Here is a 23,625-nt window from a genome sequence, read left to right as displayed (position 1 = left end):
CTAGCCCTGGTGGGCGTTCTGCAGGCATTTCAAGGCGGTGAAGTCCTTGCGTACGCCGTCGATCTTTTGCAGCAGGCGCTGGCGTTGGCCCGGGCTGCTTGCGGCCATCAGGTCCACCAACAGGCTGCGTGCGGCCTGTTCGGTGTGGGCGTAGGCCTGGCGGTAGTCGGCTGTCCATAAGCTTTCGCGGTTGACCAGCAACTGCTCGATGCGTTGAGGGAAATCGTTGTTCTGGCGCTGTTCCACGGCCGCGCTGAACTGCGCCTGCCAGCGCGCGCGGTTGGCGATCCATTGTTGGTTCTGCTCCCCCAGTGACGCGGACCACTGCTCGATTCGCTGCTGCTGGCTTGGACTCAAGGGGCCCATCCAGGCATTCAGACGCTTGCTCATGCGTTGGCTGCGTTGCTCGATCTGTCGGGTCAGGGGCGGCTTGAGGTATTGCTCCTGGTGCTTTTGCAGGTCCTTGGCGAAGGCTGCATTCATGTCCTTGACCTGCTGGTCGTCCAGGCCCTGCAGCAGTTCCACTGCTGACGGAGTGATTTGTCGTGCGGTTGCGGCGATGGCTTGTTTCGCTTCCTGGGTACGGGCCTGTAGCGCCTGTTCATTGACCTGGTTGTCTTGCACCATCAGTTGCAGGCGATCGAGCCAGTCCAGGTAGCCCGGCAACTGGGTGGTGCAATGCCAGTTCAGGTGCTGCTGCAGACGCTGGTCGAACCAGCTCTTCTGTTCGCTGCGCATGTCCAGGTAGTCGTTGAGGGACCAGGGGATGATCACATCCAGGTTGCGATAGGCCAGGCCGAACCGGCTGCAGGCACTGAGCAGCAGGCTGAGGATCAGGAGCGGGATAAGCAGGTGCCACCGGCGCGACATGTTCGAGTCCTGGCGAGTGCGGGGTCTTTCATCTGAACCCGGAAGACCTCTGGCAGTTCAGCCGCTTAATAGAACGCCCGCTCGGCCTTGAAGGTGAGCAGGCCGTCGCATTCGGCGTTGTGTCCGGAGTAGGCGGAGCAGTCCGTACCGTTGAGGCTAGAGTCACTGTAGATCAGGTTCAGGTCGATCCCCAGCCAGGGCCGCGAGAGTTTGATCGACCAGTCGCTGAAGCCGGCGACATAACCGCCGTTGGCTACAGACACGCCATTGTTCAACTGGTGAGTGGTGTATTTGACGCTGACGCCTATGCCGAACGGCGGGTTGCCGCCCAGGTCGGCGAACAGGGTGCTGTTGCGTTTGTCTGGATCATTGCTGAAGGCCGCGCCGAAGCGGCTGCCCAGCAGGGTCAGGCCGCCGTAGAACTCCTGGCTGTCCTGGGTGTGCAGTTGCGGGTAGTTGTAGTGGATCATCCCCCACTCGTAGCCCAGGGTCTGATCGAAGGGCTGCTTGAAGCCCAGGTAGGAGTCCACTTCTAGATTGCTCGAAGGGCTCAGGCCCATGCTCGGGGACCATTGTCCAAAGTACCAGCCGCTGTCGTGGCTCAGGTCGAGGCCGCCATGGAAGGAGCCACTGGATGAGGGTTTGACCAGTCCCTGGGCCATGCTGCGGCTTGGGCTGGTGCCCAGCTTGAGGTCGAAGTCGCCCAGTTCACGCTGGAAAATCTGCCCTTGGGCGAGGGGGGAGGCCAGCAGCAGACTGACGACCAGAACTGAGGGTTTGAGCATGCAGCACTCCCAGGACTGCGCGGAGTGACAACCTGAAAGTCGGCTGAAACGATTGATCTAGAAGGTCGCAAGAATACCGGCGAATGCCTGGGGATGAGGGCCGTTCGTCGATTTGTTCACAGATAGGAGGGGGGATGAAGGTGCCAGTCCTAGCGCTTTGAGGGCAAAGCGCTAAGGGACCAGAATAGTGCGGGGGGTTACTTTTTGCCGAGGCTGATCTGTTTGGATGGGCCGAAAGTCTGGCCACTGACACCTTTGTCAATTTGCTGGATTTCGCCGCCCGATTTCAGGAAGGCCGCGATTTGTTCGTTGATCGATTCGCTGGTTTCAACGGCGGGAGCTGGTTTTGCTTTGCTGTTGGAGGCTTTTACTCGCATGGCGGCCATTTAACCTGTCGGGAAAATTAATTTGGCCAGGCATCCTATCAGAAATGCTTGACAATTGCTTGGCAAATATTATTGGGAATGATGGCGTGCTTTTATGCTTTTTCCCTAAGTTTATCTCGCTGAAATCTTCCTAAGTGGCTGTTTTAAATAAGGACCTTTTGCCAGGAGTACGCGTTGCAACGCGTTTGTACGGGCATGATAGCCCCTTGTCCGCCGGACGAATGGGTAGCGGCTCGTCAAGAGGGCCAGAAAAATCAAGGCTCCTCATGGATTTTCCCCATTGGCGTTTCAGGAGCGTCAACGCCGGCGCGGAAAACAGGTAGAATGTCGCCCACGCAATGAGGGTATTGGAAATGGCTTTAGTCGGGCGCTACAACAGTTTGCAAGTGGTTAAACACACTAACTTCGGTTTGTATCTGGACGGTGGTGCGGATGGCGAAATATTGCTGCCCAATCGTTATATTCCCAAGGATATTCCCAGTGAAGATGAAGACTGGTTGAATGTTTTTGTTTATCTGGACAGTGCTGACAAGTTAATCGCAACTACCGAGAAGCCGAAAGTTCAAGTCGGCGAGTTCGCCAGTCTTAAAGTTGTCGAAGTTAACAGCATCGGGGTGTTCCTGGATTGGGGGCTGCCCAAGGATCTGCTGCTGCCGTACTCCGAGGAAAAGCGCCAGATGACGGCCGGCGAGTACTGCGTGGTGCATGTCTACCTGGACAAGCACACCCGCCGTATCACCGCCACGGCCCGCCTGGACCGCTACTTGGACAAGACTGCGGCCACTTACAAGGCGGGCGAGGAAGTCGACCTGTTGGTGGCAGAATCCACCGACATGGGCTTCAAGGCGATTATCAACAACAAGCACTGGGGTCTGATTCACAAGAACGAAGTGTTCAAGTTCCTGCGTTCCGGTATGCAAGAGAAGGGCTTCATCAAGGAAGTACGAACCGATGGCAAGATCAGCCTCAGCCTGCAACCGGTGGGTGAACAGGCGGCCACCAGCCTGAACTCGAAGATCCTCGCCAAGTTGCGGGAAAGCAATGGCACCCTGGCGGTCAGTGACAAGAGCGATCCTGCATTGATCAGCAGTTTGTTCGGGGTCAGCAAGGGTAACTTCAAGAAGGCTATCGGCACGCTCTACAAACAGGGCCAGATTGTCATTCATGCAGATCGCATCGAGCTAAGCTGAAACGCATTTCATCCTGCGGTCGACGCTCATGAAAACCACGCTGGTTGCCTGGTTCGCCACCTTACTGGCTTTTTTGCTGCTCGACGCACTGTGGCTGGGGCTGATGATGGGCCCCACCTACCGGGCCCAACTGGGTTCACTGCTGCTTGAACAGCCGCGGCTGCTGCCAGCGGCGCTGTTCTATCTCCTCTACGTCTCGGGTTGTGTGTTGTTCGCGGTGCGGCCTGCCCTGCTTCAGGGCGGCTGGCAGCGTGCGGCACGCCTGGGGGCGCTGCTCGGGCTGGTGGCCTACGGCACTTATGACCTGAGCAACTGGGCGACCTTGAAGGGCTGGTCGGCGTCGCTGGCCGTAATGGACATGGCCTGGGGCTTGGTGGTCAGTGCCCTGGCCTGCAGTTTCGGTGTCTATTGTGCTGGCCGTTGGGCGCCCGTTGCAGGTTCTGGGCCACGGGGCTAAGCGGTCTTGCTTGACGGTTTTTCATCATCATTCGCCCCCGGCGGTTCTCGGGGAGCTGTCTTTATATATCGGGTAAGTAGCATGTTGTTGCATCAATGTGAGGAGGGGCGGTGAGTATCGAGCGACGCAACGTCGATGGATTTGCCCTGAAGGTGATGGTGGGGCTGTGCCTGATTTGGGGCGTGCAGCAGGTGATGATCAAATGGGCGGCGGCAGATATTGCGCCGGTGATGCAGGCTGCCGCCCGTTCCGGGATCTCGGCGCTGCTGGTGGCCCTGCTGATGTGCTGGAAAGGCGGATGGTCCCAGGTTTCCAGTACCTGGCGCGGTGGCTTGTTGGCCGGCGCTCTGTTCGGCCTGGAGTTCTTGTGCATTGCCGAGGGCCTGAAACTGACCAGTGCGGCGCACATGTCGGTGTTTCTTTATACCGCGCCGATCTTTACCGCACTCGGGGTCAATTGGCTGCTGCCCAGTGAGCGCTTGCGCCCTTTGCAGTGGCTGGGGATTGTCCTTGCCTTTGTCGGCATTAGCATTGCTTTTGCCGGGGGGATCTCACTAGACAACCTGGATCGGCGCATGCTCCTGGGCGACGCGCTGGGGGTGTTGGCGGGGTTGGCCTGGGGCGCTACCACGGTGGTGGTACGTGCTTCGCGATTGTCCGAGGCGCCGGCAACCCTGACCCTGTTCTATCAATTGATTGTCGGCTTTGTCGGCTTGTTGCTGATTGCCGTGCTCAGCGGCCAGGTGACCCAGGTCAGCCTGACCCCGGTGGCCGTGGCCAGTGTGTTGTTCCAGGGCCTGGTGGTATCGTTTTTCAGCTACCTGACCTGGTTCTGGCTGCTGCGTCGTTATCTGGCGGCGAACCTGGCGGTGTTTTCCTTCATGACGCCGATGTTCGGCGTAACCTTCGGCGTCGTATTGCTGGGTGAGCCCTTGAGCCTCAACTTTGTGTTTGGCGCGATGCTGGTGCTGTTGGGCATTACCTTTGTCAGCGCCGAGCAATGGCTGCGCCGGCGGATCCAGCGCTGGTTGTAGCGAGCCGCGGTTCTCCTCGGCGGGGGGCTGCGACCGATGCACTCATGGCAGCGCTGCGCAGTGCTGCGGCACTGGCCGTTGTTGCCACAGCAATCCGCCACTGATCAACAAACCACATCCTGCCAGCATCAGGGCCAGTTGCAGGTTGCCGCTGATGTGGCTACTCAGGGCTGCCAGCAATGGACCGCTCAACTGGCCCACGGCGAAGCAGGCAGTGAGCAGGCCGGCATTGCGTTGGGCTGATTGTGGCGCCAGTTCCCGGGAGCGCTGCATGACCAGTTGCATGCAGGCCAGAAATGGCGTGCCACAGAGCAATACACCCAGCACCAGCCCCAGGCCACTGCCCAGCAGGCAGGCGAAAACCCCGAGGGCCTGTAGCCACAAGGTTGCGATCAACCATTGGCGGGTACTGCCTGGGGTATTTCGGCGCAGGCTGACCAGGGCGACACCCAGGGTAGCGGCCAGGCCGAAGGCAGGCCAGAACAGGTCGGCTTGCCACTGGCCCTGAAAGCGTACGTTGGCCATCTGCGAGAGGAAGGTCGCGGGGATGATGTAACCCACGCCATACAGGCCATAGACCAGCCCGAGGCGCCACACGCTCTGCTCATTTGGTGAGGCGTTTTGCCGGGTTGGACTGAGCGTTGTCTGGGCCTGCGGCAGTATCGGCAGGATCACCAGCAACATCAGCAAGGCGACACCGGCATACAGCAACCACAGGTTGGCGGAGCTCTGCCCCAGCGCGTTGGCCCCCAAGGCCAGCAGGCCAGTGAGCATGATGCCCAGCCCCGGACCGGCAAACACCAGGGCCCCCAGGCGTGGCCGGCCAGCAGCCAGGGCCAGGGGCTGGCTCAGGGCAGTGATCATCACCAGCACCCAGGCACTGGCCACCCCAGTGCCGAAACGCAGCAGCAGATGTGCCCAGAAACCCTGGGCCCAGAACGAGGCCAGGGTCAGCAGTACGCATAGCCACAGGCCTCCTAGCAGGCGCCCACGCATCTGAGCCGGGCGCCGGGCGAACATGGCGTCCAGCGCCCCGATGAAGTAGCCCAGGTAGTTGGCCGCGGCGATCAGTCCGGCTGCGGTCAGGTCGACCTGGCCTTCGCTGATCAAGTGCGGCAGTTGTGGCGTCAGGGCGAAACGACCAATACCCATGGCCATCATCAGGGCAATGAAACTGGCGAGTAAGCGCAGTAGGGGAGACATGCTCGGTTTTCCATCGGCAAGGACAGTGACCGCCAGGCTAGGGCTGATTGAAATTCTTTAAAAATGAATAATACTGAGTAACTTGTTCAGTTTTGGAGAATGGTATGGAGTTCAGCCAACTGCGCATTTTCCAGGCCGTAGCCGAAGAAGGCTCTATCACCCGGGCTGCTGAGCGGCTGCATCGGGTGCCGTCGAATCTCTCGACACGGCTCAAGCAGCTCGAAGAGCAACTGGGGGTCGAGCTTTTCCTGCGCGAGCGCCAGCGCCTGCAGTTGTCGCCGGCGGGCAAGGTGTTGCTGGATTACGCCGGGCGCCTGTTTGCCCTGCACGACGAGGCCCATGCCGCGGTGCAGGGCGGTCAGCCAGCGGGGGATTTTGTCTTGGGGACCATGTATAGCACCGCGGCGATTCATTTGCCGGAACTGTTGGCGCGCTACCACCGGACCTATCCAGCGGTGAACCTGCAGGTGCAGTCCGGGCCCAGTGGCGAGCTGTTGGAAGGGTTGCTCACCGGTCGCCTGGACGCGGCCCTGGTGGATGGGCCGCTGCAGTTGGCGGGGCTGGATGGCGTGCCTTTGTGTGATGAAACCCTGGTGCTGATCAGCGAGGCCGATCACCCTCCGGTGCGCACCGCCCGGGATGTTGAGGGGCGCTCGGTGTTCACTTTTCGCCAAGGCTGTTCCTATCGCATGCGCCTGGAGTCGTGGTTTGCCCATTACCATGCGGTCATGGGGCGGGCGATGGAGATCGAGTCCTATCAGGGCATGCTGGCCTGCGTGATCGCCGGCTCCGGGGTGGCGTTGATGGCCCAGTCGATGCTCGACAGCCTGCCGGGTCGCGAGAGTGTAGCGGTGCATGCGCTGGCCGAGCCGTTCGCCCATGCCACTACCTGGCTGATGTGGCGCAAGGGCATGCTCGGGGCCAATCTCAATGCCTGGATCGAGCTGCAGCAGGGCGCTGGCGGGAACGGCGCGCAGCCGCTGCATGCCATGGGTTGAATACCCATGGCCGATTTGCCTAAATCCAGTAACAGTTCATTGCTATTGCAGGGCTGCGCGGTGGAAAAGTTAGGGCTATCATCTGCTGAAGGCGGCATAGTATCGCTGCTCGGCACGACCCTGAGGGGGCACTATGAAAGACAAACTGCAAAGCTGGCTACACGACCTTGGCGTCGCACTGGGCCTGATCGAGCCACCGCTGCAACCGGTGCCGATTCCTACCGACGAAGAGCTGCGGCGCCGTCGGCAACGCCGTCGTTGAGCTGACGCGAGAGCGGAGTCCAGACTCCGGCTCTCGCTTGGCTTTCCTGACAACGAGGTGCTGGACCATAGGTCCGAGGTTATCGGGTCAATCCTCGTTTTGCCGGGACATTTCCAGCAGCCATTCGATCAGGTCGTGGACACTCTCCGCGGTGCTGATTCCTCGTTGTTCTTCAAGGGCCGGGACGCATAGATCAAACCTGTCCTCCAGGCGCCAAAGCATCTCTTCGATATCACCCTTGTCCAGTCCTAGCGCTTGCAGGCGGCTGCAGTCGTCCAGGCAAGTGCGCTCACCCAGCCATTGGCGGATGAGTGAGTACACGGCTTGACGCGCTTCGGTGCGCTTCATCAGCCAGCCCCGCAGGCTCAGGCAGTCATGTCTGGCGGGAGGGGTGTGGCTCGTGGCGGCGGGTTTTTTCCAGGATGAATTGACTGAGGTCGTTGATGGAGCTGATCCAGTACAAGTCGTGCTCGGGGTCGAGCCTGACGTTGAACTCGCATTCAAGGCTATGCAGCAGGGCCTTCAAGTCCAGTGAGTAAGTATCGTTGCTGAGGGCCTGGCAGGATGGAATCGACCATTTCAAGGCCATCTGCGCCTCGATGGCGTGGCGGATGCTTTGCTGGATGTCGAAACGGTCCATAAACACCTCAGGGCAGGGTAGAGGTTCTTGTTGTTTTATGACCCCGTCCAAGGGTGAAGCGATAGCGCGCATTGAGGCTGCCAGCGATCCTTGTACTGTTCTCCTGCAGGAACAGTCGTCGCTGAAACAGAGTACAGCACAGGTTTTTTCCCCATGCGGTGACCATTCGTCCCTTCAAGGGTGGCAGGGTTGGGGCTGGAGGCCCCGTCAACTGCGCCGTGAGACTTTTCTACCGACGAAAAAAAACGGCTGCGGCCACCGACGCCGCAACCGTCGAAGAAAAGCTTCAGGCGTCCGACCTCAGGTCAGATCGCATTGGCCAGAGGCGCCGGGCGCCGAGACAGCAGGCTGACCACCACAAAACTCACCAGGCCCACGGCCAGGCTGTAGTAGATCGGCGTGTTGGCGTCCAGGCCGTCCTTGAACATGAACACCAGAGCGGTAACGAAGCCCAGGCCCATGCTGGTGATGGCGCCGGCGGTGGTGGCGCGCTTCCAGAAGATCGCGCCGATCAGCGGAATCAGCATGCCGCCCACTAGCAGGTTGTAGGCTAGGGTCAGGGCACTGATCACGTCGTTGACTACCAGGGCGATGGCCAGGACCACGATGCCGGTGAGAAAGGTGAACAGGCGGTTGATTCCCAGGCTCGATTGTTTGCCGCCGCGCAGTCTTGGCAGCAGGTCTTCGGTCAGGGTGGTGGAGGCTGCCAGCAGGCCGGCGCTGGCGGTGGACATCATGGCGGCCAGGGCGGCAGCAATCACCAGGCCTCGGATGCCGTCTGGCAGCGAGGCTTTGACGATGGCGGCGAAGGCGTTGTTGACGTTGTCCAGGTCCGGCAGCAGGACGTGGGCGGCCATGCCGATCAGTGCGCAAACCAGGCCATAGAGGATGCAGTAGACGCCCGCCAGGGTGCCGGCATACTTCGCGACTTTCTCGGTCTTGGCGGTGAACACCCGCTGCCAGATGTCCTGGCCGATCAGGATGCCGAAGAAGTAGATCATGAAGTAGGTGATGATGGTGTCCCAGCCGATGGTGGTGAAGCTGAAGTTGGACGCCGGCAGCTTGGCTACCAGTTGATCCCAGCCACCTACGCGGTACAGGCAGATCGGCAGCAGGATGAACATCAGGCCGACGGTCTTGATCACGAACTGGACGATGTCGGTCAGGGTCAGCGACCACATGCCGCCGATTGCCGAATAGACCACGACCACGCCGCCGCCCAGCAACACCGAGATCCAGAATGGCAGGCCGAACAGTACTTGCAGCACAGTGCCGATGGCGAGGATCGAGGTCACTCCGATCATCAGTGCGTAGGCCAGCATGATCACCGCACTGGCCTGGCGAGCCATGGGGTTGTAGCGCTTTTCCAGGACCTGGGTGACGGTGAAGATGCGCAGCTTGAGCAGCGGCTTGGCCAGCAGCAGGTTCAGGGCAATGATCCCCGCGCCCAGCGCGGCGCAGAGCCAGAACCCGGAGATGCCGTGGACGTAGCCCAAGCGTACGGTGCCGACGGTGGACGCACCACCCAGTACGGTGGCGGCCATGGTGCCCATGTACAGGGTCGGGCCCAGATTGCGGCCGGCCACCAGGTAGTCCTCGTGGGTCTTGGCCTTGCGCATGCCGTAGTAGCCGAGCACGAGCATGCCGGCGGCATAGATGAGTACGACGAATAGATCTAAAGCCATGGTGGCGTGTCTCCGATTATCTTTTTTATGTGAAACAAACGGTTCATGCAGGGGCTGGCTACTCAGCGGAGGCGGGGTTGAATCCTCTGCAGGACTCAAGGGCTCTATCGCGGGGCCGGCGGCTCCAGGAGGTTATCCGGGCAGCAGTGCGCGCCCTGCCAGCAGCCCGCTGAGCCTGCGGCTGGCGATGCTGGAGTGCGTCGTTTTGAGGGTGTCGATGGCCGGGCTGGGCAGGCCGAAGGTCAGGCAAAACAGGTCGCAAGGCCTGGTGCCGCGCTTGTGCTCGAGGATCGGTCCGATCCCGCTGGTTGCGATGTGGCTGAGGCTTTTTTCTTTGTTGTTATTCATGATCTGCTCCGATCACATTGGCTAAGGGGGTGGCAGCCCTTCCGGCATAGCGGACAAATGGTTGTGACTGGCCAGCCAGAGGCCTTGTTGTTTTGTGCAAGACCCAAGGGGCTCGCGTTCCTGGCTGAAGTCTTGCTCCCCTTGCATGCGCAGCTTCGTGGCTGTGTCATGAGTCAACCCGACGACGTCCCCTTGTGGGCGGACGACGGCGTTGTTCGAGGTGCACCACAGCACCTCGGAACCCTCCGTGGCCCGTCATCGGGCCGGCTAATGCCTTGTGGGCATTGCGCAACAGCAACCGAGGACGGGGTAAAGATGAAGCTGGCAGCGGCACTGAGTGCCGAAAACGGCCTGGCGGCGCGAGGCATATGCTCGTGCTCGCTCATGGCCGAGACTCAGCGATGGGCCACGCCGGGCAGTACGCAGAGCATTTCATACAGCAGGTTGGCGCCCAGCAGCGAGGTGTTGCCGGTGGTGTCGTAAGGCGGCGAGACCTCCACCAGGTCGCAGCCCACCAGATCCAGGCCCTGGCAGCCACGGACGATCTCGATGGCTTGAATCGTGGTCAGGCCACCGATTTCCGGGGTGCCGGTGCCAGGGGCCCAGGCCGGGTCGATGCCGTCGATGTCGAAGCTCAGGTACACCGGGCCATCGCCGACTTTCTCGCGGACTTCGGCCATCAAGGGGGCCAGGGATTTGTGCCAGCACTCTTCGGCCTGGACTACACGAAAGCCCTGCTTGCGGCTCCAGTTGAAGTCTTCGGCGGTGTAACCCTGTGCACGCAGGCCGATCTGGACCACGCGATCGCAATCCAGCAGGCCTTCTTCCACTGCGCGGCGGAAGGTGGTGCCGTGGGCGATCTTCTCGCCGAACATGTGGTCGTTGACGTCTGCGTGGGCATCAATGTGCACCAGGCCGACCTTGCCGTGTTTCTTGTGGATGGCCCGCAGGATCGGCAAGGTGATGGTGTGGTCGCCGCCCAGGGTCAGGGGAATCACGTTGTGTTCGAGAATGCCATCGTAGGCTTCTTCGATGATGCGGACCGCGTCCAACAGGTTGAAGGTGTTGATTGCCACGTCGCCGATGTCGGCCACCGACAACGAGTCGAACGGTGCCGCGCCGGTCGCCATGTTGTAAGGACGGATCATCACCGATTCGGCGCGGATTTCCCGCGGGCCGAAACGGGTGCCGGCGCGCAGCGAGGTACCGATGTCCAGGGGAATGCCGATGAACGCAGCGTCCAGGCCGGCAGCGGATTGCAAGTGGGGAAGACGCATCATGGTGGCGATGCCGCCGAAGCGCGGCATTTCATTGCCGCCCAGTGGTTGGTGGAGAATCTTGTCCACGGGATAGGCCTCATCGTTGTTTTATATTTATGGGGTCGACGGCGCAGCAGGTCCTGCCCGGCCAACCGAGTGGGGCTGATTCTGCGAAATGTAGTGCGGGGAAAGAATCGCTACGAACAAATACTTAGTTCAGTTTTTTCTAAACTATTGGCCGTGGGCGCGTTAGACTCCCGCGCTGTTCCCCAAAGCCTTTATGGTCGGGGGGCGTGCTCCCGCTCGGTGGCGCAGCCCGCGTAATCAGGGTTGTGGGCTCGAGCTGGAAAAATGCTGGGGTGTCTCAGGACGGTATTGCTGCCCTGTTGCAGCCAGTGCTCTTGCCACAGGGATGGTGTCTTTTCACCTGTTACCGGAGCCTGTCATGGCCAACGCTTTACCTGATCTGAAACTATTACGCATCTTCGTCAGCGTGGTGCGACATCAGGGATTCGCCAATGCCCAGCGCGAGCTCAATCTCTCGACTTCGGCCATCAGCACCTACATGAGCCAGTTGGAAGCCTCCCTGGGCCTGGTGCTCTGTCATCGTGGTCGTGGCGGTTTCAGCCTGACCAGCAAGGGCGAGCTGTTTCACCAGGAAACCCTGCGCCTGTTGGCTGAGCTGGAAGGCTTCGAGCAGTACGCCGCAGCCCTCAAGGGCGAGTTGCGCGGGACCCTGAATCTCGGAGTGATCGACTCTACCGTCAGCGACAAGGCCCTGCCGTTCGCCGAAGCTATCGGTGCCTACAGCCAGGAACATCCGGCGGTACACTTGCACCTGTCGGTGATGAGCCCCCACGAACTGCAACTGGGGGTGCAGGACAACCGCCTGGATCTGGCCATCGGCGCTTTCTCCACGCGCATGAGCGGCCTGGTGTACATGCCGCTGTACCGCGAGCAGCACTGGCTGTATTGCAGCAATCGGCATTCGTTGTACAACGAGCGGCGCATTCCCGAGCAGGTCATCACCCAGCAGCGCATGGTCGGCCGGGGCTACTGGAGCCAGGCCGAATTGGCTCGGCATGGCTTCAAGCACAGCGCGGCAACGGTGGAAAGTATGGAGGCACAGCTGATTCTGGTGCTTTCCGGCGCCTACATTGGCTACTTGCCGGAGCATTACGCCCAGGCCTGGGCCGATAAGGGCGACTTGCGGGTATTGTTGCCGGCAACCTTCGGCTATCAAGCGCCGTTCTCGATGATTGTGCGTCGCGGACGCAGTCGTGAGCCGCTGATCCAGACCTTTCGCGATCTGCTGAAAGCCCAGCTCAATCAGGCCTGAGGAGGCGCTATGTCGAGAATTCGCTGTGAGCGCTGCCTGCGCCCCGAAAAACACTGCCTTTGCCTGTTGATCCCGGAGTTGTCCAGTCGTACCCGAGTGCTGTTGTTGCAGCATCCCAGTGAGGTCAACCACGCGCTGAATACGGCGCGGCTGGCGGCTTTGGGCCTGAGCAATGCGGAGTTGGTCGTCGGCGAAGTGTTCGAGGATTTACCCGCGTTGCTCAACCGTCCGGGTTACCAGGCGCGCCTGTTGTTCCCGGCAGATGATGCCCAGCCGTTGCAGGCTTATGCGGCGTCGGATGAACCGCTGCTGTTGGTGGTGCCAGACGGCACTTGGCGCAAGGCGCGCAAATTGTTGCACCTCAATCCGCTGCTGGCGGCCTTGCCGCGAGTGACCCTGGCGACCGTGCTGGAGTCGCGCTACCGGTTGCGCAAGGCTCCGGGGCCTGGAGCCTTGTCCACCCTGGAAGCCATAGTCCAGGCCTTGCAGGTATTGGAAGCTCCGGCGTCGTTCGAGCCTTTGTTGCGGCCGTTCGAAGCCCTGATCGAAGGGCAGATTGCGGCGATGGGTGAACACACTTACCAGCGCAATCACCTCAAGCCTTGATCCAGATCCTGTCCCGCAATCTGTAGCCGTTGCCGCAGACTGTGATGGGGTGCGCAGCGGCTCTGAATTTCCGCTATCGCCCCTTGTCTTCAAGCAGGCCGCAAGGTTTTCTGCCGCAGGATGTACACCGTCACCAGCACGGCACTGGTCAGCATGAACCCCCGTGCCCAGGGCAGTGGTACCAGATAGCAGGAGAAACCGATGCTCAGCCACATCAGGCCGATGGCATACACTTTGCCCTTGAGCGGAATGCCATTGCCGTCGAGATAGTCGCGGATCCAGGGACCCAGGCGCGGGTGCTGCACCAGCCAGTGATAGAAACGCGGCGAACTGCGAGCGAAACAGGCGGCTGCCAGCAACAGGAAAGGCGTGGTGGGCAATACCGGAAGGAAGATGCCGAGTACCCCCAGCGCTACGCTCAGCCAGCCGCAGGCCAGTAGAACGTAACGCAATAGCAGGGGGCGTTGGCCTATGGGCTTGGCCATAGGCGGCGACTCAGTGGTGGCGAGGCTTGAGCAGCGCCGGCTTTTCGTCGGGAGCGTTGCACAGCAGGTACAACGCGGTCAGTGCTTCTGGAATCTGCACGATCATGTCGTCCATCAGGTTGGCATCGCTGGCGATATCGGAGAACTCTGGCTGTTCATCGAACAGGCCGGACCCCACCATGATCGGCAGGAGCATTTCGCTGACTTCATCTTCGGCGGTTTCGAACCAGGCCTCTTCGCGCAGGAACACGCCCTCCATGAAACCGATGCACCAGCCGCGCAGGTCGGAGTCGTCCGGGACGTCGCCCAAGTCGAGGTCGCAGGGCAGCTCGAACTCTTCGTCGGAAGCCAGTTGGCGGGCGATGTGCGCCTTGAGCGCCAGCAGGGTCGATTCGATCACTTCGCGCTCGGCGTCGTCGCGGTAGTGAGGCTCTTCGGCGAACAGCGCATCGATCCACTCACGGTCGGGTACGCTTTCCGAACAGATCGACAGGGCGGTCAGGTAGCCGTGAGCGGCCACGTAGTCCAGCGCCTCGTCATGCAGATCATCTGCGTCGAGGAAGACTTGCAGGCGGGTTAGTTGCTCAGCGAAGGACATTGACGGGCTACCTTGGGAATAAACGATGCTGAATTCTAGGCTTTCTTGAGCGCTCAAGCCAGCCGCGGGGCAGATTTGAGCGGTTCTAAAGGTTACCGGCGGTCCATAGTCGGCGCCCTGTGTCGGGAAGGGCTCGGGTATACTCGCGCGTTTTGTGATGCCCTGCAGGCATGGCGGCGAGCCCGGACAAGTCCGCTAACGCAAATGTCGGTGAAACGAGCCGGCTTTTCGGCCAGTCTGCGTTCAGGGATTTCAGCGATTTTTGGAGTTTTTCATGCTCGAACAGGCTCAACGCGTCCTCAAGGACATCTTCGGCTACGACAGTTTCCGTGGCCGCCAAGGTGCGATCATTGAGCGCGTGGCCAGTGGCGGCGATGCCTTGGTACTGATGCCCACCGGTGGCGGCAAGTCGCTGTGCTTCCAGGTCCCGGGCTTGCTTCGTGACGGTCTTGCGGTGGTGGTGTCGCCGCTGATCGCGTTGATGGATGACCAGGTTGCAACGCTGGAGGAGCTGGGGGTTGCAGCCGCTGCCCTGAACTCTACCCTGAGCGCCGAGCAGCAGCGTGACCTGGCTGCGCGCATCCGTCGTGGCGAGGTGAAAATGCTTTACCTGGCGCCTGAGCGCCTGGTTCAACCACGTATGTTGGCGTTCCTGCAGAATCTCGACATCGCCCTGTTCGCCATTGACGAAGCCCACTGCGTGTCCCAGTGGGGGCATGACTTCCGTCCCGAGTACCTGCAGTTGGGGCAACTGGCGGAAATGTTCCCGAATGTACCGCGCATTGCCCTGACTGCCACCGCCGACAAGCGCACCCGCGAAGAGATCGTCAATCGCCTGCACCTGCAGGACGCCGAGCGTTTTCTCTCGAGCTTCGACCGACCGAACATCTTCTACCGCATCGTGCCCAAGGAGCAGCCGCGCAAGCAGTTGCAGGCTTTTCTCAACGAGCGGCGCAGCGATGCCGGGATCGTCTATTGCCTGTCGCGCAAGAAGGTCGATGAAGTCACGGCCTTCCTGTGTGAGCAGGGTTTCACCGCGCTGTCTTATCACGCCGGGCTGCCCAGCGACCTGCGGGCCCATAACCAGAAGCGCTTCCTCAACGAGGAAGGCCTGATCATGGTGGCCACCATCGCCTTTGGCATGGGTATCGACAAACCCAACGTGCGTTTTGTCGCCCACATGGATTTGCCCAAGTCCCTGGAGGCGTATTACCAGGAAACCGGTCGTGCCGGCCGTGATGGCCTGCCGGCGGATGCCTGGATGGCCTATGGGCTGCAGGATGTGCTGATGCTCAAGCAGATGCTGCAGAACTCCGAGGGCGACGAGCGCCACAAGCGTCTCGAGCAGCACAAGCTCGATGCAATGTTGGCGCTGTGCGAGGAAACCCGCTGCCGCCGCCAGACCCTGCTGGCCTATTTCGATGAAGACATGCCGCAACCTTGTGGCCACTGCGATAACTGCGTCGATGGGGTGCAGACTTGGGACGCTACTGAGCCGGCGCGCCAGGCACTGTCGGCGATCTTTCGCACGGGCCAGCGTTACGGCGTCGGTCATCTGGTGGATGTACTGCTGGGCAAGGATACGGAGAAGGTTCGCAGTTTCGGCCATCAGCACCTGTCGGTATTCGGTGTTGGCAAGGCTCGCAGTGAAGGTGAATGGCGCTCTCTATTCCGACAGTTGGTGGCTCGTGGGCTGGCGGATATCGACCTGGAAGGCTACGGCGGCCTACGCCTGAGCGACAGCTGCCGGCCGCTGCTCAAGGGGGAAGTGACCCTGGAGCTGCGCCGCGACCTCAAGCCGCAAAGCACTCCCAAGAGCGGCTCCAGCCAGGCCAGCCAGCTGGTACGGGGCGAGGAGCGCGAGCAGTGGGAGGCGCTGCGAGCCCTGCGGCGCAAACTGGCGGAAGAGCATGGGGTACCGCCTTATGTCATTTTCCCCGATTCGACGTTGCTGGAGATGCTTCGCAGCCAGCCTTGCTCCATGTCGGAGATGGCCGAGGTCAGTGGCGTCGGTGCACGCAAGCTGGAGCGTTACGGTGCGGCGTTCCTCGACGTTCTGGGGGGCGGTGGCGAGGCGCCGAAAGTGGTCGCCGATATTCGCCACGAGTTGATTACCCTGGCCCGTGCCGGAATGACCCCGGTGCAGATCGCCGGCCAACTGCAGTGCACGGAAAAGAACGTCTACACCCTGCTGGCCGAGGCCATTGGCAAGCAGCAGTTGTCCCTGGAGCAGGCACTGGATTTACCGGAAGACCTGCTGGGGGAAATCCAGGACGCTTTCCTCGACGGCGAGGGTGAGTTGCCGCCGGTAGCCGAGGTTCTCCAGGCCTTCGCCGGACGGGTGCCTGAAGGGGTGTTGTACTGCGTACGCGCGGCATTGCAGTCGGAGTTTGAAATGTAAGGGGGTGAATCAATGTTGTAACGATTCAGTCCCTTACAGGCCTTGCCTCCGAGCAAGGGGCATGCTTAGCTGACTAATAATTAGGTTCTCTTTATTTTCAGTCTGATCATGAGTGTTTTATGCCGTTAACCGATGAACACCGTTTTGGTATGCAGCTGGCGCATATGTCCCGCGGCTGGCGTGCCGAACTGGACCGCCGCCTGGCCGGACTCGGCCTGTCCCAGGCCCGCTGGCTGGTGCTGCTGCACCTGGCCCGTTTCGAAGAGGCGCCGACCCAGCGCGAGCTGGCGCAAAGCGTCGGTGTAGAAGGCCCGACCCTGGCCCGCTTGCTGGATAGCCTGGAAACCCAGGGGCTGGTCCAGCGCCAATCGGTGTTAGAAGATCGCCGGGCGAAGAAGATCGTTCTCTGTCCCTCCGCTCGACCATTGATCGAGCAGATCGAGACCATTGCCACCGCCTTGCGCCACGAGCTGTTCATTGGCGTCGACGAAGAAGACCTGCGGGTTTGCATGCGTGTTCACGGGCGCATCCTGGATAACCTGGAAAAGTCCTGAAGCCATCAGCCGGGGTTGCCTGACCCCGGTTCGTCCTGTTCTCCCGTTCCCCTGGCTCCGATGCGGATTGCGCTGTGCGCTGTCCGAGTCTTCGCGCGGGTGTTGATCAGAAGGTCTGGCCGAGGTTCAGCGACAAGGCTTTCTGGTTGTCGTCGTTGAAGCCGTAGCTGAAGTTCAACGGCCCCAGCGGCGTGTCGAAGCCGAGGAAAATACTCGCCGCGTTGATATAGCCGCTGTCAAAGGCATTATCGTTGTTCCATGCCCGCCCACGTTCCAGTGATCCACCCAGATACAGCGGGAAATCCAGCGGCAGATAGGCGCGAGGCGTCAGTCGACGGAAATACACGGCGCGGGCCAGGCTGATGTTTTGCCCGGACAGCGCATCCTGACGGAAACCGGACAGTTGTCGGGCGCCGCCCAGCAGGAAACTGGAGGTGACCACTTCGGCATTGTCCAGGGTCCGCCCATAATGCCCGCCCAAGACAAAGGTGTTGGGGCCGCTGCTCAGTGCCTTGTCCAGCTTGAACTCCCACTGCCGGTAGCGCTTGTCCGAACCCATGCTCGGTTCGAACTGGCGCAGGGTCAGGCCGATGTCTTCGCCGGAGTGGGGGAAGTAGACGTTGTCCAGGGAGTCGAAGGAGTACTGCAACTGGTAGTAGCCTTCGTTGAAGTTCTCACTGGGCAGGCTGTGGTCGCCGATACGCACATCGGCTTTGCCCCAGGCTTCGCCGACGCCGAGGCGCACTTCACCGCTGTTGCCGATCTGCCGGCCCAGGTTGAGGCCGAAGCCGTAGCGTTCCACGCGGTACTCGGCGATCGGATCGTTATCCAGCACCGCCTCGACATTCTGCGCCTCGGCTGCGATAAACGGTGCGATGAAGTAGCGCGAGCCGGCATCCAATGGCTGGTAGAACTCGCTGTAGAGCTCCTGTCGGTCACCGATCTGCATCCGCGTCAGCCACTCCGCGCCGAGGCTGTTGATGCCGTTCATGCGGTAGCTGGCGCCGATATTGAAAGCACTGTCGCCACGCATGTCATCGGACAGGTTCAGGCCCAGGCGCAGGTAGTCAGTGCCGCTGCGTTTGCCTCGGGCGCTGATTACCAGGGTGTTGTCCTGGCCTTTATGGCTGACGCGATACTGCACCTGCTCGAAGAAATCCAGACCGTACAGCGTGCCCATGTCGGTTTCCAGGCGGCCGAGGTCCAGGGGCTCGCCAATGCGCTGGCGAATGTAGTAGCGGATCACGTCATCACTGACCTTGGAGTCGTTCTCCACCTTGATTGCGCTGATGATCGGCGTGCGCTGGCTGGGTTGGCGCGCGGCACTCAGTCCGGCGTCCAGCGGATGGGCCGGACGCAGGCGTGCCAGGCGCGCATCGAGGAGGCGTGTGGCGCGATAGCCCGCATCGATTATCTCCTGGGCACGGCCAAAGTCGGTGACGCCGAAACTCGATAGCGACGGCTGGACCAGCACGTCGTCCTTGTGCAGTGCTGCCAACTGCTCTTCTGAGTTGCGCCGGGTCATCAGGGTGATCGACTGATTCAGCACGTCGACGACGGTGTTCAATTGTTTGCGCGAGCGCAGTGGGGTGCCGATATCCACCACGATGGCAATGTCGACGCCCATGTCCCGGGCCACGTCCAGAGGAATGTTGTCGGTCATGCCGCCATCCACCAGCAGCCGGCCGTCCAGCTCCACCGGAGCAAATACGGCAGGAATCGACATGCTGGCGCGGATCACCCGGGGCAGATGGCCCTTGCGAAACACTACTTTTTCACCGCTGGCGATATCGGTGGCCACGGCCCGAAAAGGAATCGGCAGCTTGTCGAAATCCCGGGTATCGCTGGCGTGGGCGAGCTTGCTCTCCAGCAACAGTGCCAGGTTCTGGCCCTGGATCACCCCCAGGGGCAGGCCCAGGCTGCCATCGTCACGGAAGCTGAGCTTCTGTTTGACCAGAAAATCCCGATCATCCTGCTTGCGTCGAAAGGGCACATCTTCCCGAGGCGGTGCGTCGGATAGCGCCTGCCTCCAGTCGATGTCCAGGGCGAGTTTTTCCAACTCGTCGATGCTGTAGCCCGAGGCGTAGAGCCCGCCAATCACCGCGCCCATGCTGGTGCCAGCAATCGCATCAATGCGGATGCCTTGTTCTTCCAGGGCCTTGAGCACACCGACATGCGCCAGGCCGCGGGCAGCACCGCCCGACAGCACCAGGCCGATTTTCGGTCGTGGAGTTTCTGCGGATTGAGCGATCAGAGGCAGCAGGCAGAGCAACAGGCAGGACAGCAGGCGGCGCATCATGGTTCTCGGGGCGGGCGATAAAGCCGGCTATTATAGCGACGCCCTTGAACTCAGGAGTCGGCATGTACCATGACTGAACGTAAACCCGAAGTGGTCATCACCTATTGCACTCAATGCCAGTGGCTGCTGCGGGCGGCCTGGTTGGCCCAGGAGCTGTTGAGCACCTTCAGCGATGACCTTGGCAAGGTATCCCTGGAGCCCGCTACCGGTGGCACCTTTCGCATCACCTGCAACGGGGTCCAGATCTGGGAACGCAAGGCCGACGGCGGCTTTCCCGAGGCCAAGGTCCTGAAGCAGCGGGTTCGCGACCAGATCGACCCAGAGCGAGACCTCGGTCACAACGACCGGAGTCAGTGAGTCTCGGCCTGTACGCTGGCCGTCTTGTTGCCTGAGCCCACGGACAGTCGGCTCGATACCACGATCGCGACAATGATCAGCGCTCCACCCAGCAACATGCGCAGGGTCGGATTTTCGCCGAACAGCAGCCAGGCCACGGTAATCCCGTAGACCGGTTCCAGGGCAAAGACTACCGCGGCGGTGCGTGCCTTGATCACCGCCAGGCTGGCGACGAACAGGCTATGGGCCAGGCCGGTGCAGAAAATCCCCAGCAGACTGATCCACAGCCAATCCATGGCCCGCACTTGCCCAAGCTCTGGCGCCGCCACTGGCAACAGGCACAGGGCTACCACGACGTTCTGGCAGAAGGCGGCCTGCACCGCTGGAATCCGTCCGGAACTGGCGCGATTGTTCAATGACAGCAAGGCGAACAGCAGGCCCGAGCCCACGGCCCACAGCAGGCCGGTAGTGGCCTGGCTGGCCAGATCGAAATCCGGGGTGACCAATACCAGTCCGATGCTCACCAGGACCACCAGCAGCATCTCGTTGAAGCGAATCCGCTCGCGGAAGATCAACCCTTCGAGAATCACCGTGAAGGCCGGGAAGCTGGCAAAACCCAAGGTGGCGATAGCTACTCCGGCAACTTTCACGGCGATGAAAAAACTCACCCAGTGACCGGCCAGGAGCAGGCCGCTGAGCAGCAGGCGCTGCCAGTCACCGGTGGCCAGTTTCTTCCAGGGCGTGTTGCTCGCCAGACGGGCGAAGAAGCCCAGGGCAAGTACGGCAAAGGCGGCGCGACCGAACACGATAACGGCGGGCGAGGCGGCGGCCAGCTTACCGAGCACGCCAGTCAGGCCGAACATCAGGGCGCCGATATGCAGAGCGCCAAGGGCGGTACGCGGAGTCATTTTTATCCTTAACAACAAGACGGCCAGTGATGGCTCGAGACGGTAAAGGTCTTAGTCTACGAGCGAGCCGGCAGCGTCGTCTGTCGCGATCCTGGTGTTTTTTGTCGAGAGATTAGCGTTCGCCTTCTGCCTGAGCTGGCGCGGCGAATGGCCGAACTCACGCAGTATTGCCGCGGCAAACGCACTTTGAGAGTTGTAACCCACGCGGCTAGCGACTTCGCCAATGGGCAGTGTTGAACCGCGCAAGAGTTCCAAGGCCATCTCCAGGCGTCGGTGACGAACATAATCCATGGGCGTGCGCCCGTATTCGGCAATGAACCGTGCGTGCAGGCGAGCAGCGGAAATATCGGCAATCCGTGCCAGGTCGGCCACTTGCAATGGGTGGGCGGCGTGGCGATCGATATAGGCCTTCAGGGCGGCGTAGGGCAGTCGACGTTCGCCGGGGTGGCTGCACGCCGAATGATTGAGACTGGCCAACAGCAGTACGGCCCCTTGTTGGGCAATCAATGGGTCGTCCACGGGACTGTCTGCCAGCCAGTTGACCAGACGGCTCTGGCTTGGCTCCAGGGCCCGGCGCAGGGGGCTGTCGAGCAGGCGTCGACTGGCTTCGGCATGTTCCCCCAGGGACTGCTTCAGCCAGTGTTCGCCGGGCACGTCCAGCACCAGGCAATGACTGCCCCTGGGGCTGCCGCAGACATGCCGGGCACCGGCCGGCACTACCACGAAGCTCTGCTGCTGCACCTGGCTGCCCTGGCCTTCGACTTCGAAGTCGAGCTGGCCCGAGAGGCCGAACACCAATTGCGGGTGTTCATGGCTGTGGGCGATCAGGTCGTGGCTGTAGTGGCGCAGGGTGAGGATAGAACCCATCACGGTCTCCTTGGCAGACCGGCATTCTACACCGGCGGTCGGGCGATTCGCGCTGTCATCGCTCTGCCGCATTTTTGTCATGGGCTATTAATCGCTGGGGCGCAAGCTCGCAAAAAATCCCGGAGAGCGTCCATGACTCATGCCGAACTTGCCAGACCCAGCCGCAAGCAACGGGTACGGACCTTATGGATTTCAGATGTGCACCTGGGCACCCGGGATTGCCAGGCGGAGCACCTTGCACGGTTTCTCAAGGGGTATCACGCCGATCGCATTTACCTGGTGGGCGACATCATCGATGGCTGGAAGCTGCGCGGAGGCATGTACTGGCCTCAAGCCCATACCAATGTGATCCGCCGCTTGCTGACCATGAGCAAGCGCGGTACCGAGGTGATTTACGTCACCGGTAACCATGATGAGTTCCTGCGCCGTTATTCCAAGCTGATCCTGGGCAATATCCAGTTGGTGGACGAGGCGGTGCACGTCACCGCAGACGGGCGCCATCTGCTGGTGATCCATGGCGATCAGTTCGACGTCATCACCCGTTATCATCGCTGGCTGGCCTTCCTCGGCGACTCGGCCTATGAGTTCACCCTGACCCTCAATCGCTGGCTCAACCACTGGCGGGCGCGCTACGGCTACGGTTACTGGTCGTTGTCGGCCTACCTCAAGCACAAGGTGAAGACCGCCGTGAGCTTTATCAGCGATTTTGAGGAGGCCATCGCCCATGAGTGCGTCAAGCGCGAGTTGCACGGGGTGGTGTGCGGGCATATTCACCATGCCGAGATCCGCAAAGTCGGCGAGGTGGACTACCTCAATTGCGGTGATTGGGTGGAGTCCTGCACAGCCTTGATCGAACACTGGGACGGCACTATCGAGCTCTACCGCCTGGCCGAGGCGCAGGCCCGAGAAGCCCAGCTCAAGGCCGAGCAAGTGAAGATGGCGGAGCCGGCCTGAACCGCGTCGGTGTGTCGATGATCACGCCTCAGGCGCGGCTGGATTGTTCCATGGCCGCCTTGTACAGCGATTGCCGAGGTTGGGCGAACAGGCGCTGCAGCATTGGCTCGAAGAAGCTCAGGGGCAGGCTTTCATAGGCGGGATCGAAGGCCGCTGCGTCGTAGTTGGCGCAGAACTCGGCGGTACGCTGGTACAGCGGGTGATCCTTGAATTGCTCCCGCAGATGGCGGTCCATGCCCAGGTGATGAAAGAAGTAGTAGCCCTGGAATATGCCGTGCTTCTCAACCATCCACAGGTTCTCGGCACTGACAAAGGGCTTGAGAATGGCCGCGGCGATGTCCGGATGGTTGTAGGAACCCAGGGTGTCGCCGATGTCGTGGAGGAGGGCGCAGACCACGTACTCCTCGTCGCGCCCGTCATGCCAGGCGCGGCTGGCGGTCTGCAGCGAGTGGGTCAGGCGATCCACCGGGAAACCGCCGAAATCGCCTTTCAGCAGTTGCAGGTGAAGCAGGATGCGTGTGGGTAATTGCTTGGCGTAGGCACTGAAGTCCGCGGCGATGATCGCCCAGTCCTCGGGGGTGCCGTCCTGCATATGGGTGAAGCGTGCTTGAGTGCTCATCGGCCATCCTCTTGTTGTTTTGGGCTGGAGGACTCGAGTGTATGCCCGGCCCTGGCCATCGCAGTGGCTGTGCGGGACGGCTTGCTGTCCAGTCGGGCCTAGAAAGGCACCTTGCCGAGGATCATGTCGCGGTACATGACGAAATCCCCCAGCAGGCTGTACAGCGGATGCTGAAAGGTTGCAGGGCGGTTTTTCTCGAAGAAGAAATGCCCGGCCCAGGCAAAACCATAGCCGGCCAGGGGCAAGGCCAGCAGCAACAGCCAGGCACCTTTGCCGATGGTGAAGGCCAGGAGGAAGATCACCAGGCTGGTGCCGATGAAGTGCAGGCGCCGGCAAGTGCTGTCGCTGTGTTCGCTCAAGTAGTAGGGGTAGAACTCGGCGAAGCTGTTGAACTGTCGAGTGTTTTCCATGGCCGCGATCTCTGTGCTTGTTGTTCTGCGAGCGGGATGTTCTGCGGGGAGCTTATTTGAGTCTAGAGTCCTTGGCGGTACTGGCCAGTGACAATAGGCGCCACTTTAGTATCCTTGGGAAATTGGCCGTAG

The 23,625-nt window shown here is 61.0% G+C and carries 27 protein-coding genes and 1 pseudogene; 11 read left to right on the top strand and 17 right to left on the bottom strand.

The features are described 5' to 3' along the window. The 3 genes from GV819_RS04440 to GV819_RS04430 form a co-directional block, all read right to left on the bottom strand. Nucleotides 1-870, bottom strand: a complete 870-nt coding sequence (locus GV819_RS04440) for a DUF6279 family lipoprotein (protein WP_161753862.1) — start codon at nucleotides 868-870, stop codon at nucleotides 1-3. Between the two features lie 65 nt (nucleotides 871-935). Next, a complete protein-coding gene (locus GV819_RS04435; protein ID WP_161753859.1) occupies nucleotides 936-1,655 on the bottom strand; it encodes a TorF family putative porin in 720 nt (239 codons plus the stop codon). Nucleotides 1,656-1,852: 197 nt separating this feature from the next. Further along, nucleotides 1,853-2,041, bottom strand: coding sequence for a hypothetical protein (locus tag GV819_RS04430; protein WP_178124751.1), 189 nt, complete (start codon nucleotides 2,039-2,041; stop codon nucleotides 1,853-1,855). A 353-nt stretch (nucleotides 2,042-2,394) separates the two neighbouring features. Between GV819_RS04430 and GV819_RS04425 the strand changes: the two genes are divergently transcribed. From GV819_RS04425 to GV819_RS04415, 3 genes are all read left to right on the top strand, one after another. After that, nucleotides 2,395-3,231, top strand: a complete 837-nt coding sequence (locus GV819_RS04425) for a CvfB family protein (protein WP_161753857.1) — start codon at nucleotides 2,395-2,397, stop codon at nucleotides 3,229-3,231. A gap of 28 nt (nucleotides 3,232-3,259) precedes the next feature. Then, on the top strand, nucleotides 3,260-3,688 hold the full coding sequence (locus GV819_RS04420) for a DUF2177 family protein (protein WP_161753856.1): 429 nt from the start codon (nucleotides 3,260-3,262) through the stop codon (nucleotides 3,686-3,688). Nucleotides 3,689-3,798: 110 nt separating this feature from the next. After that, nucleotides 3,799-4,722: a DMT family transporter gene (locus GV819_RS04415; protein WP_161753854.1), complete on the top strand. Its 924-nt coding sequence runs from the start codon at nucleotides 3,799-3,801 to the stop codon at nucleotides 4,720-4,722. A gap of 42 nt (nucleotides 4,723-4,764) precedes the next feature. Here GV819_RS04415 and GV819_RS04410 read toward each other — a convergent pair whose 3' ends face one another. Then, entirely contained in the window at nucleotides 4,765-5,925 is a 1,161-nt protein-coding gene (locus GV819_RS04410) for an MFS transporter (RefSeq protein WP_161753852.1), read from the bottom strand. A gap of 104 nt (nucleotides 5,926-6,029) precedes the next feature. On the opposite strand from GV819_RS04410, the gene ptrR reads away from it, so the two are divergent. Beyond that, nucleotides 6,030-6,923 carry a putrescine utilization regulator PtrR gene (ptrR, locus tag GV819_RS04405; protein ID WP_161753850.1) on the top strand — a complete coding sequence of 298 codons (894 nt, stop codon included), beginning with the start codon at nucleotides 6,030-6,032 and terminating at the stop codon, nucleotides 6,921-6,923. 133 nt (nucleotides 6,924-7,056) lie between these two features. Then, nucleotides 7,057-7,185 carry a PA1414 family protein gene (locus tag GV819_RS33100; protein ID WP_256667336.1) on the top strand — a complete coding sequence of 43 codons (129 nt, stop codon included), beginning with the start codon at nucleotides 7,057-7,059 and terminating at the stop codon, nucleotides 7,183-7,185. An 87-nt stretch (nucleotides 7,186-7,272) separates the two neighbouring features. Here GV819_RS33100 and GV819_RS04400 read toward each other — a convergent pair whose 3' ends face one another. The 6 genes and pseudogenes from GV819_RS04400 to speB form a co-directional block, all read right to left on the bottom strand. Further along, nucleotides 7,273-7,533, bottom strand: a complete 261-nt coding sequence (locus tag GV819_RS04400) for a hypothetical protein (protein WP_161753847.1) — start codon at nucleotides 7,531-7,533, stop codon at nucleotides 7,273-7,275. A gap of 25 nt (nucleotides 7,534-7,558) precedes the next feature. Beyond that, the gene (locus tag GV819_RS04395) at nucleotides 7,559-7,825 is read right to left on the bottom strand and encodes an acyl carrier protein (RefSeq protein ID WP_161753845.1); all 267 of its coding nucleotides are present in this window, start codon (nucleotides 7,823-7,825) and stop codon (nucleotides 7,559-7,561) included. Nucleotides 7,826-8,130: 305 nt separating this feature from the next. Then, complete coding sequence (locus GV819_RS04390; protein ID WP_161753843.1) at nucleotides 8,131-9,510, bottom strand: sodium:solute symporter; 1,380 nt, start codon at nucleotides 9,508-9,510, stop codon at nucleotides 8,131-8,133. A 132-nt stretch (nucleotides 9,511-9,642) separates the two neighbouring features. Further along, a complete protein-coding gene (locus GV819_RS04385; protein ID WP_161753841.1) occupies nucleotides 9,643-9,858 on the bottom strand; it encodes a hypothetical protein in 216 nt (71 codons plus the stop codon). A gap of 21 nt (nucleotides 9,859-9,879) precedes the next feature. Next, nucleotides 9,880-10,244 (bottom strand): annotated as a pseudogene (locus GV819_RS33095) (DUF4440 domain-containing protein). 9 nt (nucleotides 10,245-10,253) lie between these two features. Then, nucleotides 10,254-11,204, bottom strand: a complete 951-nt coding sequence (gene speB, locus GV819_RS04380; protein WP_161753839.1) for an agmatinase — start codon at nucleotides 11,202-11,204, stop codon at nucleotides 10,254-10,256. 358 nt (nucleotides 11,205-11,562) lie between these two features. Between speB and GV819_RS04375 the strand changes: the two genes are divergently transcribed. Together GV819_RS04375 and GV819_RS04370 are read left to right on the top strand one after the other, a co-directional pair. Then, nucleotides 11,563-12,456, top strand: coding sequence for a LysR family transcriptional regulator (locus tag GV819_RS04375; RefSeq protein WP_161753837.1), 894 nt, complete (start codon nucleotides 11,563-11,565; stop codon nucleotides 12,454-12,456). 9 nt (nucleotides 12,457-12,465) lie between these two features. Beyond that, nucleotides 12,466-13,062 carry a tRNA-uridine aminocarboxypropyltransferase gene (locus GV819_RS04370; RefSeq protein ID WP_161753835.1) on the top strand — a complete coding sequence of 199 codons (597 nt, stop codon included), beginning with the start codon at nucleotides 12,466-12,468 and terminating at the stop codon, nucleotides 13,060-13,062. 89 nt (nucleotides 13,063-13,151) lie between these two features. Here the strand turns inward: GV819_RS04370 and GV819_RS04365 are convergent, their stop codons facing one another. Continuing rightward, nucleotides 13,152-13,547, bottom strand: coding sequence for a YbaN family protein (locus GV819_RS04365; protein ID WP_161753833.1), 396 nt, complete (start codon nucleotides 13,545-13,547; stop codon nucleotides 13,152-13,154). A gap of 10 nt (nucleotides 13,548-13,557) precedes the next feature. Continuing rightward, the gene (locus GV819_RS04360) at nucleotides 13,558-14,145 is read right to left on the bottom strand and encodes a YecA family protein (protein WP_161753831.1); all 588 of its coding nucleotides are present in this window, start codon (nucleotides 14,143-14,145) and stop codon (nucleotides 13,558-13,560) included. A 274-nt stretch (nucleotides 14,146-14,419) separates the two neighbouring features. Between GV819_RS04360 and recQ the strand changes: the two genes are divergently transcribed. Together recQ and GV819_RS04350 are read left to right on the top strand one after the other, a co-directional pair. Beyond that, a complete protein-coding gene (gene recQ / locus GV819_RS04355; protein ID WP_161753829.1) occupies nucleotides 14,420-16,546 on the top strand; it encodes a DNA helicase RecQ in 2,127 nt (708 codons plus the stop codon). Nucleotides 16,547-16,665: 119 nt separating this feature from the next. Beyond that, a complete protein-coding gene (locus GV819_RS04350; protein ID WP_161753828.1) occupies nucleotides 16,666-17,100 on the top strand; it encodes a MarR family transcriptional regulator in 435 nt (144 codons plus the stop codon). Nucleotides 17,101-17,206: 106 nt separating this feature from the next. Here the strand turns inward: GV819_RS04350 and GV819_RS04345 are convergent, their stop codons facing one another. After that, the gene (locus tag GV819_RS04345) at nucleotides 17,207-19,396 is read right to left on the bottom strand and encodes a patatin-like phospholipase family protein (protein WP_161753902.1); all 2,190 of its coding nucleotides are present in this window, start codon (nucleotides 19,394-19,396) and stop codon (nucleotides 17,207-17,209) included. A 72-nt stretch (nucleotides 19,397-19,468) separates the two neighbouring features. On the opposite strand from GV819_RS04345, the gene GV819_RS04340 reads away from it, so the two are divergent. Next, on the top strand, nucleotides 19,469-19,756 hold the full coding sequence (locus tag GV819_RS04340) for a SelT/SelW/SelH family protein (protein WP_161753826.1): 288 nt from the start codon (nucleotides 19,469-19,471) through the stop codon (nucleotides 19,754-19,756). Here the strand turns inward: GV819_RS04340 and GV819_RS04335 are convergent. Further along, nucleotides 19,750-20,643 carry a DMT family transporter gene (locus tag GV819_RS04335; protein WP_161753824.1) on the bottom strand — a complete coding sequence of 298 codons (894 nt, stop codon included), beginning with the start codon at nucleotides 20,641-20,643 and terminating at the stop codon, nucleotides 19,750-19,752. The two genes, GV819_RS04340 and GV819_RS04335, sit on opposite strands and share 7 nt — an antisense overlap. Before the next feature lie 51 nt (nucleotides 20,644-20,694). After that, nucleotides 20,695-21,510, bottom strand: coding sequence for a helix-turn-helix transcriptional regulator (locus tag GV819_RS04330; RefSeq protein WP_161753822.1), 816 nt, complete (start codon nucleotides 21,508-21,510; stop codon nucleotides 20,695-20,697). A gap of 132 nt (nucleotides 21,511-21,642) precedes the next feature. On the opposite strand from GV819_RS04330, the gene GV819_RS04325 reads away from it, so the two are divergent. Next, nucleotides 21,643-22,464 carry a UDP-2,3-diacylglucosamine diphosphatase gene (locus GV819_RS04325; protein ID WP_161753820.1) on the top strand — a complete coding sequence of 274 codons (822 nt, stop codon included), beginning with the start codon at nucleotides 21,643-21,645 and terminating at the stop codon, nucleotides 22,462-22,464. Nucleotides 22,465-22,492: 28 nt separating this feature from the next. On the opposite strand, the gene GV819_RS04320 is transcribed toward GV819_RS04325, so the two are convergent. Together GV819_RS04320 and GV819_RS04315 are read right to left on the bottom strand one after the other, a co-directional pair. Continuing rightward, nucleotides 22,493-23,083: an HD domain-containing protein gene (locus GV819_RS04320; protein ID WP_161753818.1), complete on the bottom strand. Its 591-nt coding sequence runs from the start codon at nucleotides 23,081-23,083 to the stop codon at nucleotides 22,493-22,495. Between the two features lie 98 nt (nucleotides 23,084-23,181). Further along, complete coding sequence (locus tag GV819_RS04315) at nucleotides 23,182-23,493, bottom strand: DUF962 domain-containing protein (protein WP_161753816.1); 312 nt, start codon at nucleotides 23,491-23,493, stop codon at nucleotides 23,182-23,184. Nucleotides 23,494-23,625 lie beyond the last annotated feature (132 nt).

Source organism: Pseudomonas sp. Fl5BN2 (assembly GCF_009908205.1).
In the GTDB taxonomy this organism is placed as follows: Bacteria; Pseudomonadota; Gammaproteobacteria; order Pseudomonadales; family Pseudomonadaceae; genus Aquipseudomonas.
This window is presented reverse-complemented; position numbering and strand designations above follow the sequence as displayed.

Coding starts and splice junctions, on each gene's coding strand:
- GV819_RS04440 (WP_161753862.1), bottom strand. CDS start 870: ATGTCGCGCCGGTGGCACCTGCTTATCCCGCTCCTGATCCTCAGCCTG.
- GV819_RS04435 (WP_161753859.1), bottom strand. CDS start 1,655: ATGCTCAAACCCTCAGTTCTGGTCGTCAGTCTGCTGCTGGCCTCCCCC.
- GV819_RS04430 (WP_178124751.1), bottom strand. CDS start 2,041: ATGGCCGCCATGCGAGTAAAAGCCTCCAACAGCAAAGCAAAACCAGCT.
- GV819_RS04425 (WP_161753857.1), top strand. CDS start 2,395: ATGGCTTTAGTCGGGCGCTACAACAGTTTGCAAGTGGTTAAACACACT.
- GV819_RS04420 (WP_161753856.1), top strand. CDS start 3,260: ATGAAAACCACGCTGGTTGCCTGGTTCGCCACCTTACTGGCTTTTTTG.
- GV819_RS04410 (WP_161753852.1), bottom strand. CDS start 5,925: ATGTCTCCCCTACTGCGCTTACTCGCCAGTTTCATTGCCCTGATGATG.
- ptrR (WP_161753850.1), top strand. CDS start 6,030: ATGGAGTTCAGCCAACTGCGCATTTTCCAGGCCGTAGCCGAAGAAGGC.
- GV819_RS33100 (WP_256667336.1), top strand. CDS start 7,057: ATGAAAGACAAACTGCAAAGCTGGCTACACGACCTTGGCGTCGCACTG.
- GV819_RS04400 (WP_161753847.1), bottom strand. CDS start 7,533: ATGAAGCGCACCGAAGCGCGTCAAGCCGTGTACTCACTCATCCGCCAA.
- GV819_RS04395 (WP_161753845.1), bottom strand. CDS start 7,825: ATGGACCGTTTCGACATCCAGCAAAGCATCCGCCACGCCATCGAGGCG.
- GV819_RS04390 (WP_161753843.1), bottom strand. CDS start 9,510: ATGGCTTTAGATCTATTCGTCGTACTCATCTATGCCGCCGGCATGCTC.
- GV819_RS04385 (WP_161753841.1), bottom strand. CDS start 9,858: ATGAATAACAACAAAGAAAAAAGCCTCAGCCACATCGCAACCAGCGGG.
- GV819_RS04375 (WP_161753837.1), top strand. CDS start 11,563: ATGGCCAACGCTTTACCTGATCTGAAACTATTACGCATCTTCGTCAGC.
- GV819_RS04370 (WP_161753835.1), top strand. CDS start 12,466: ATGTCGAGAATTCGCTGTGAGCGCTGCCTGCGCCCCGAAAAACACTGC.
- GV819_RS04365 (WP_161753833.1), bottom strand. CDS start 13,547: ATGGCCAAGCCCATAGGCCAACGCCCCCTGCTATTGCGTTACGTTCTA.
- GV819_RS04360 (WP_161753831.1), bottom strand. CDS start 14,145: ATGTCCTTCGCTGAGCAACTAACCCGCCTGCAAGTCTTCCTCGACGCA.
- recQ (WP_161753829.1), top strand. CDS start 14,420: ATGCTCGAACAGGCTCAACGCGTCCTCAAGGACATCTTCGGCTACGAC.
- GV819_RS04350 (WP_161753828.1), top strand. CDS start 16,666: ATGCCGTTAACCGATGAACACCGTTTTGGTATGCAGCTGGCGCATATG.
- GV819_RS04345 (WP_161753902.1), bottom strand. CDS start 19,396: ATGCGCCGCCTGCTGTCCTGCCTGTTGCTCTGCCTGCTGCCTCTGATC.
- GV819_RS04340 (WP_161753826.1), top strand. CDS start 19,469: ATGACTGAACGTAAACCCGAAGTGGTCATCACCTATTGCACTCAATGC.
- GV819_RS04335 (WP_161753824.1), bottom strand. CDS start 20,643: ATGACTCCGCGTACCGCCCTTGGCGCTCTGCATATCGGCGCCCTGATG.
- GV819_RS04330 (WP_161753822.1), bottom strand. CDS start 21,510: ATGGGTTCTATCCTCACCCTGCGCCACTACAGCCACGACCTGATCGCC.
- GV819_RS04325 (WP_161753820.1), top strand. CDS start 21,643: ATGACTCATGCCGAACTTGCCAGACCCAGCCGCAAGCAACGGGTACGG.
- GV819_RS04320 (WP_161753818.1), bottom strand. CDS start 23,083: ATGAGCACTCAAGCACGCTTCACCCATATGCAGGACGGCACCCCCGAG.
- GV819_RS04315 (WP_161753816.1), bottom strand. CDS start 23,493: ATGGAAAACACTCGACAGTTCAACAGCTTCGCCGAGTTCTACCCCTAC.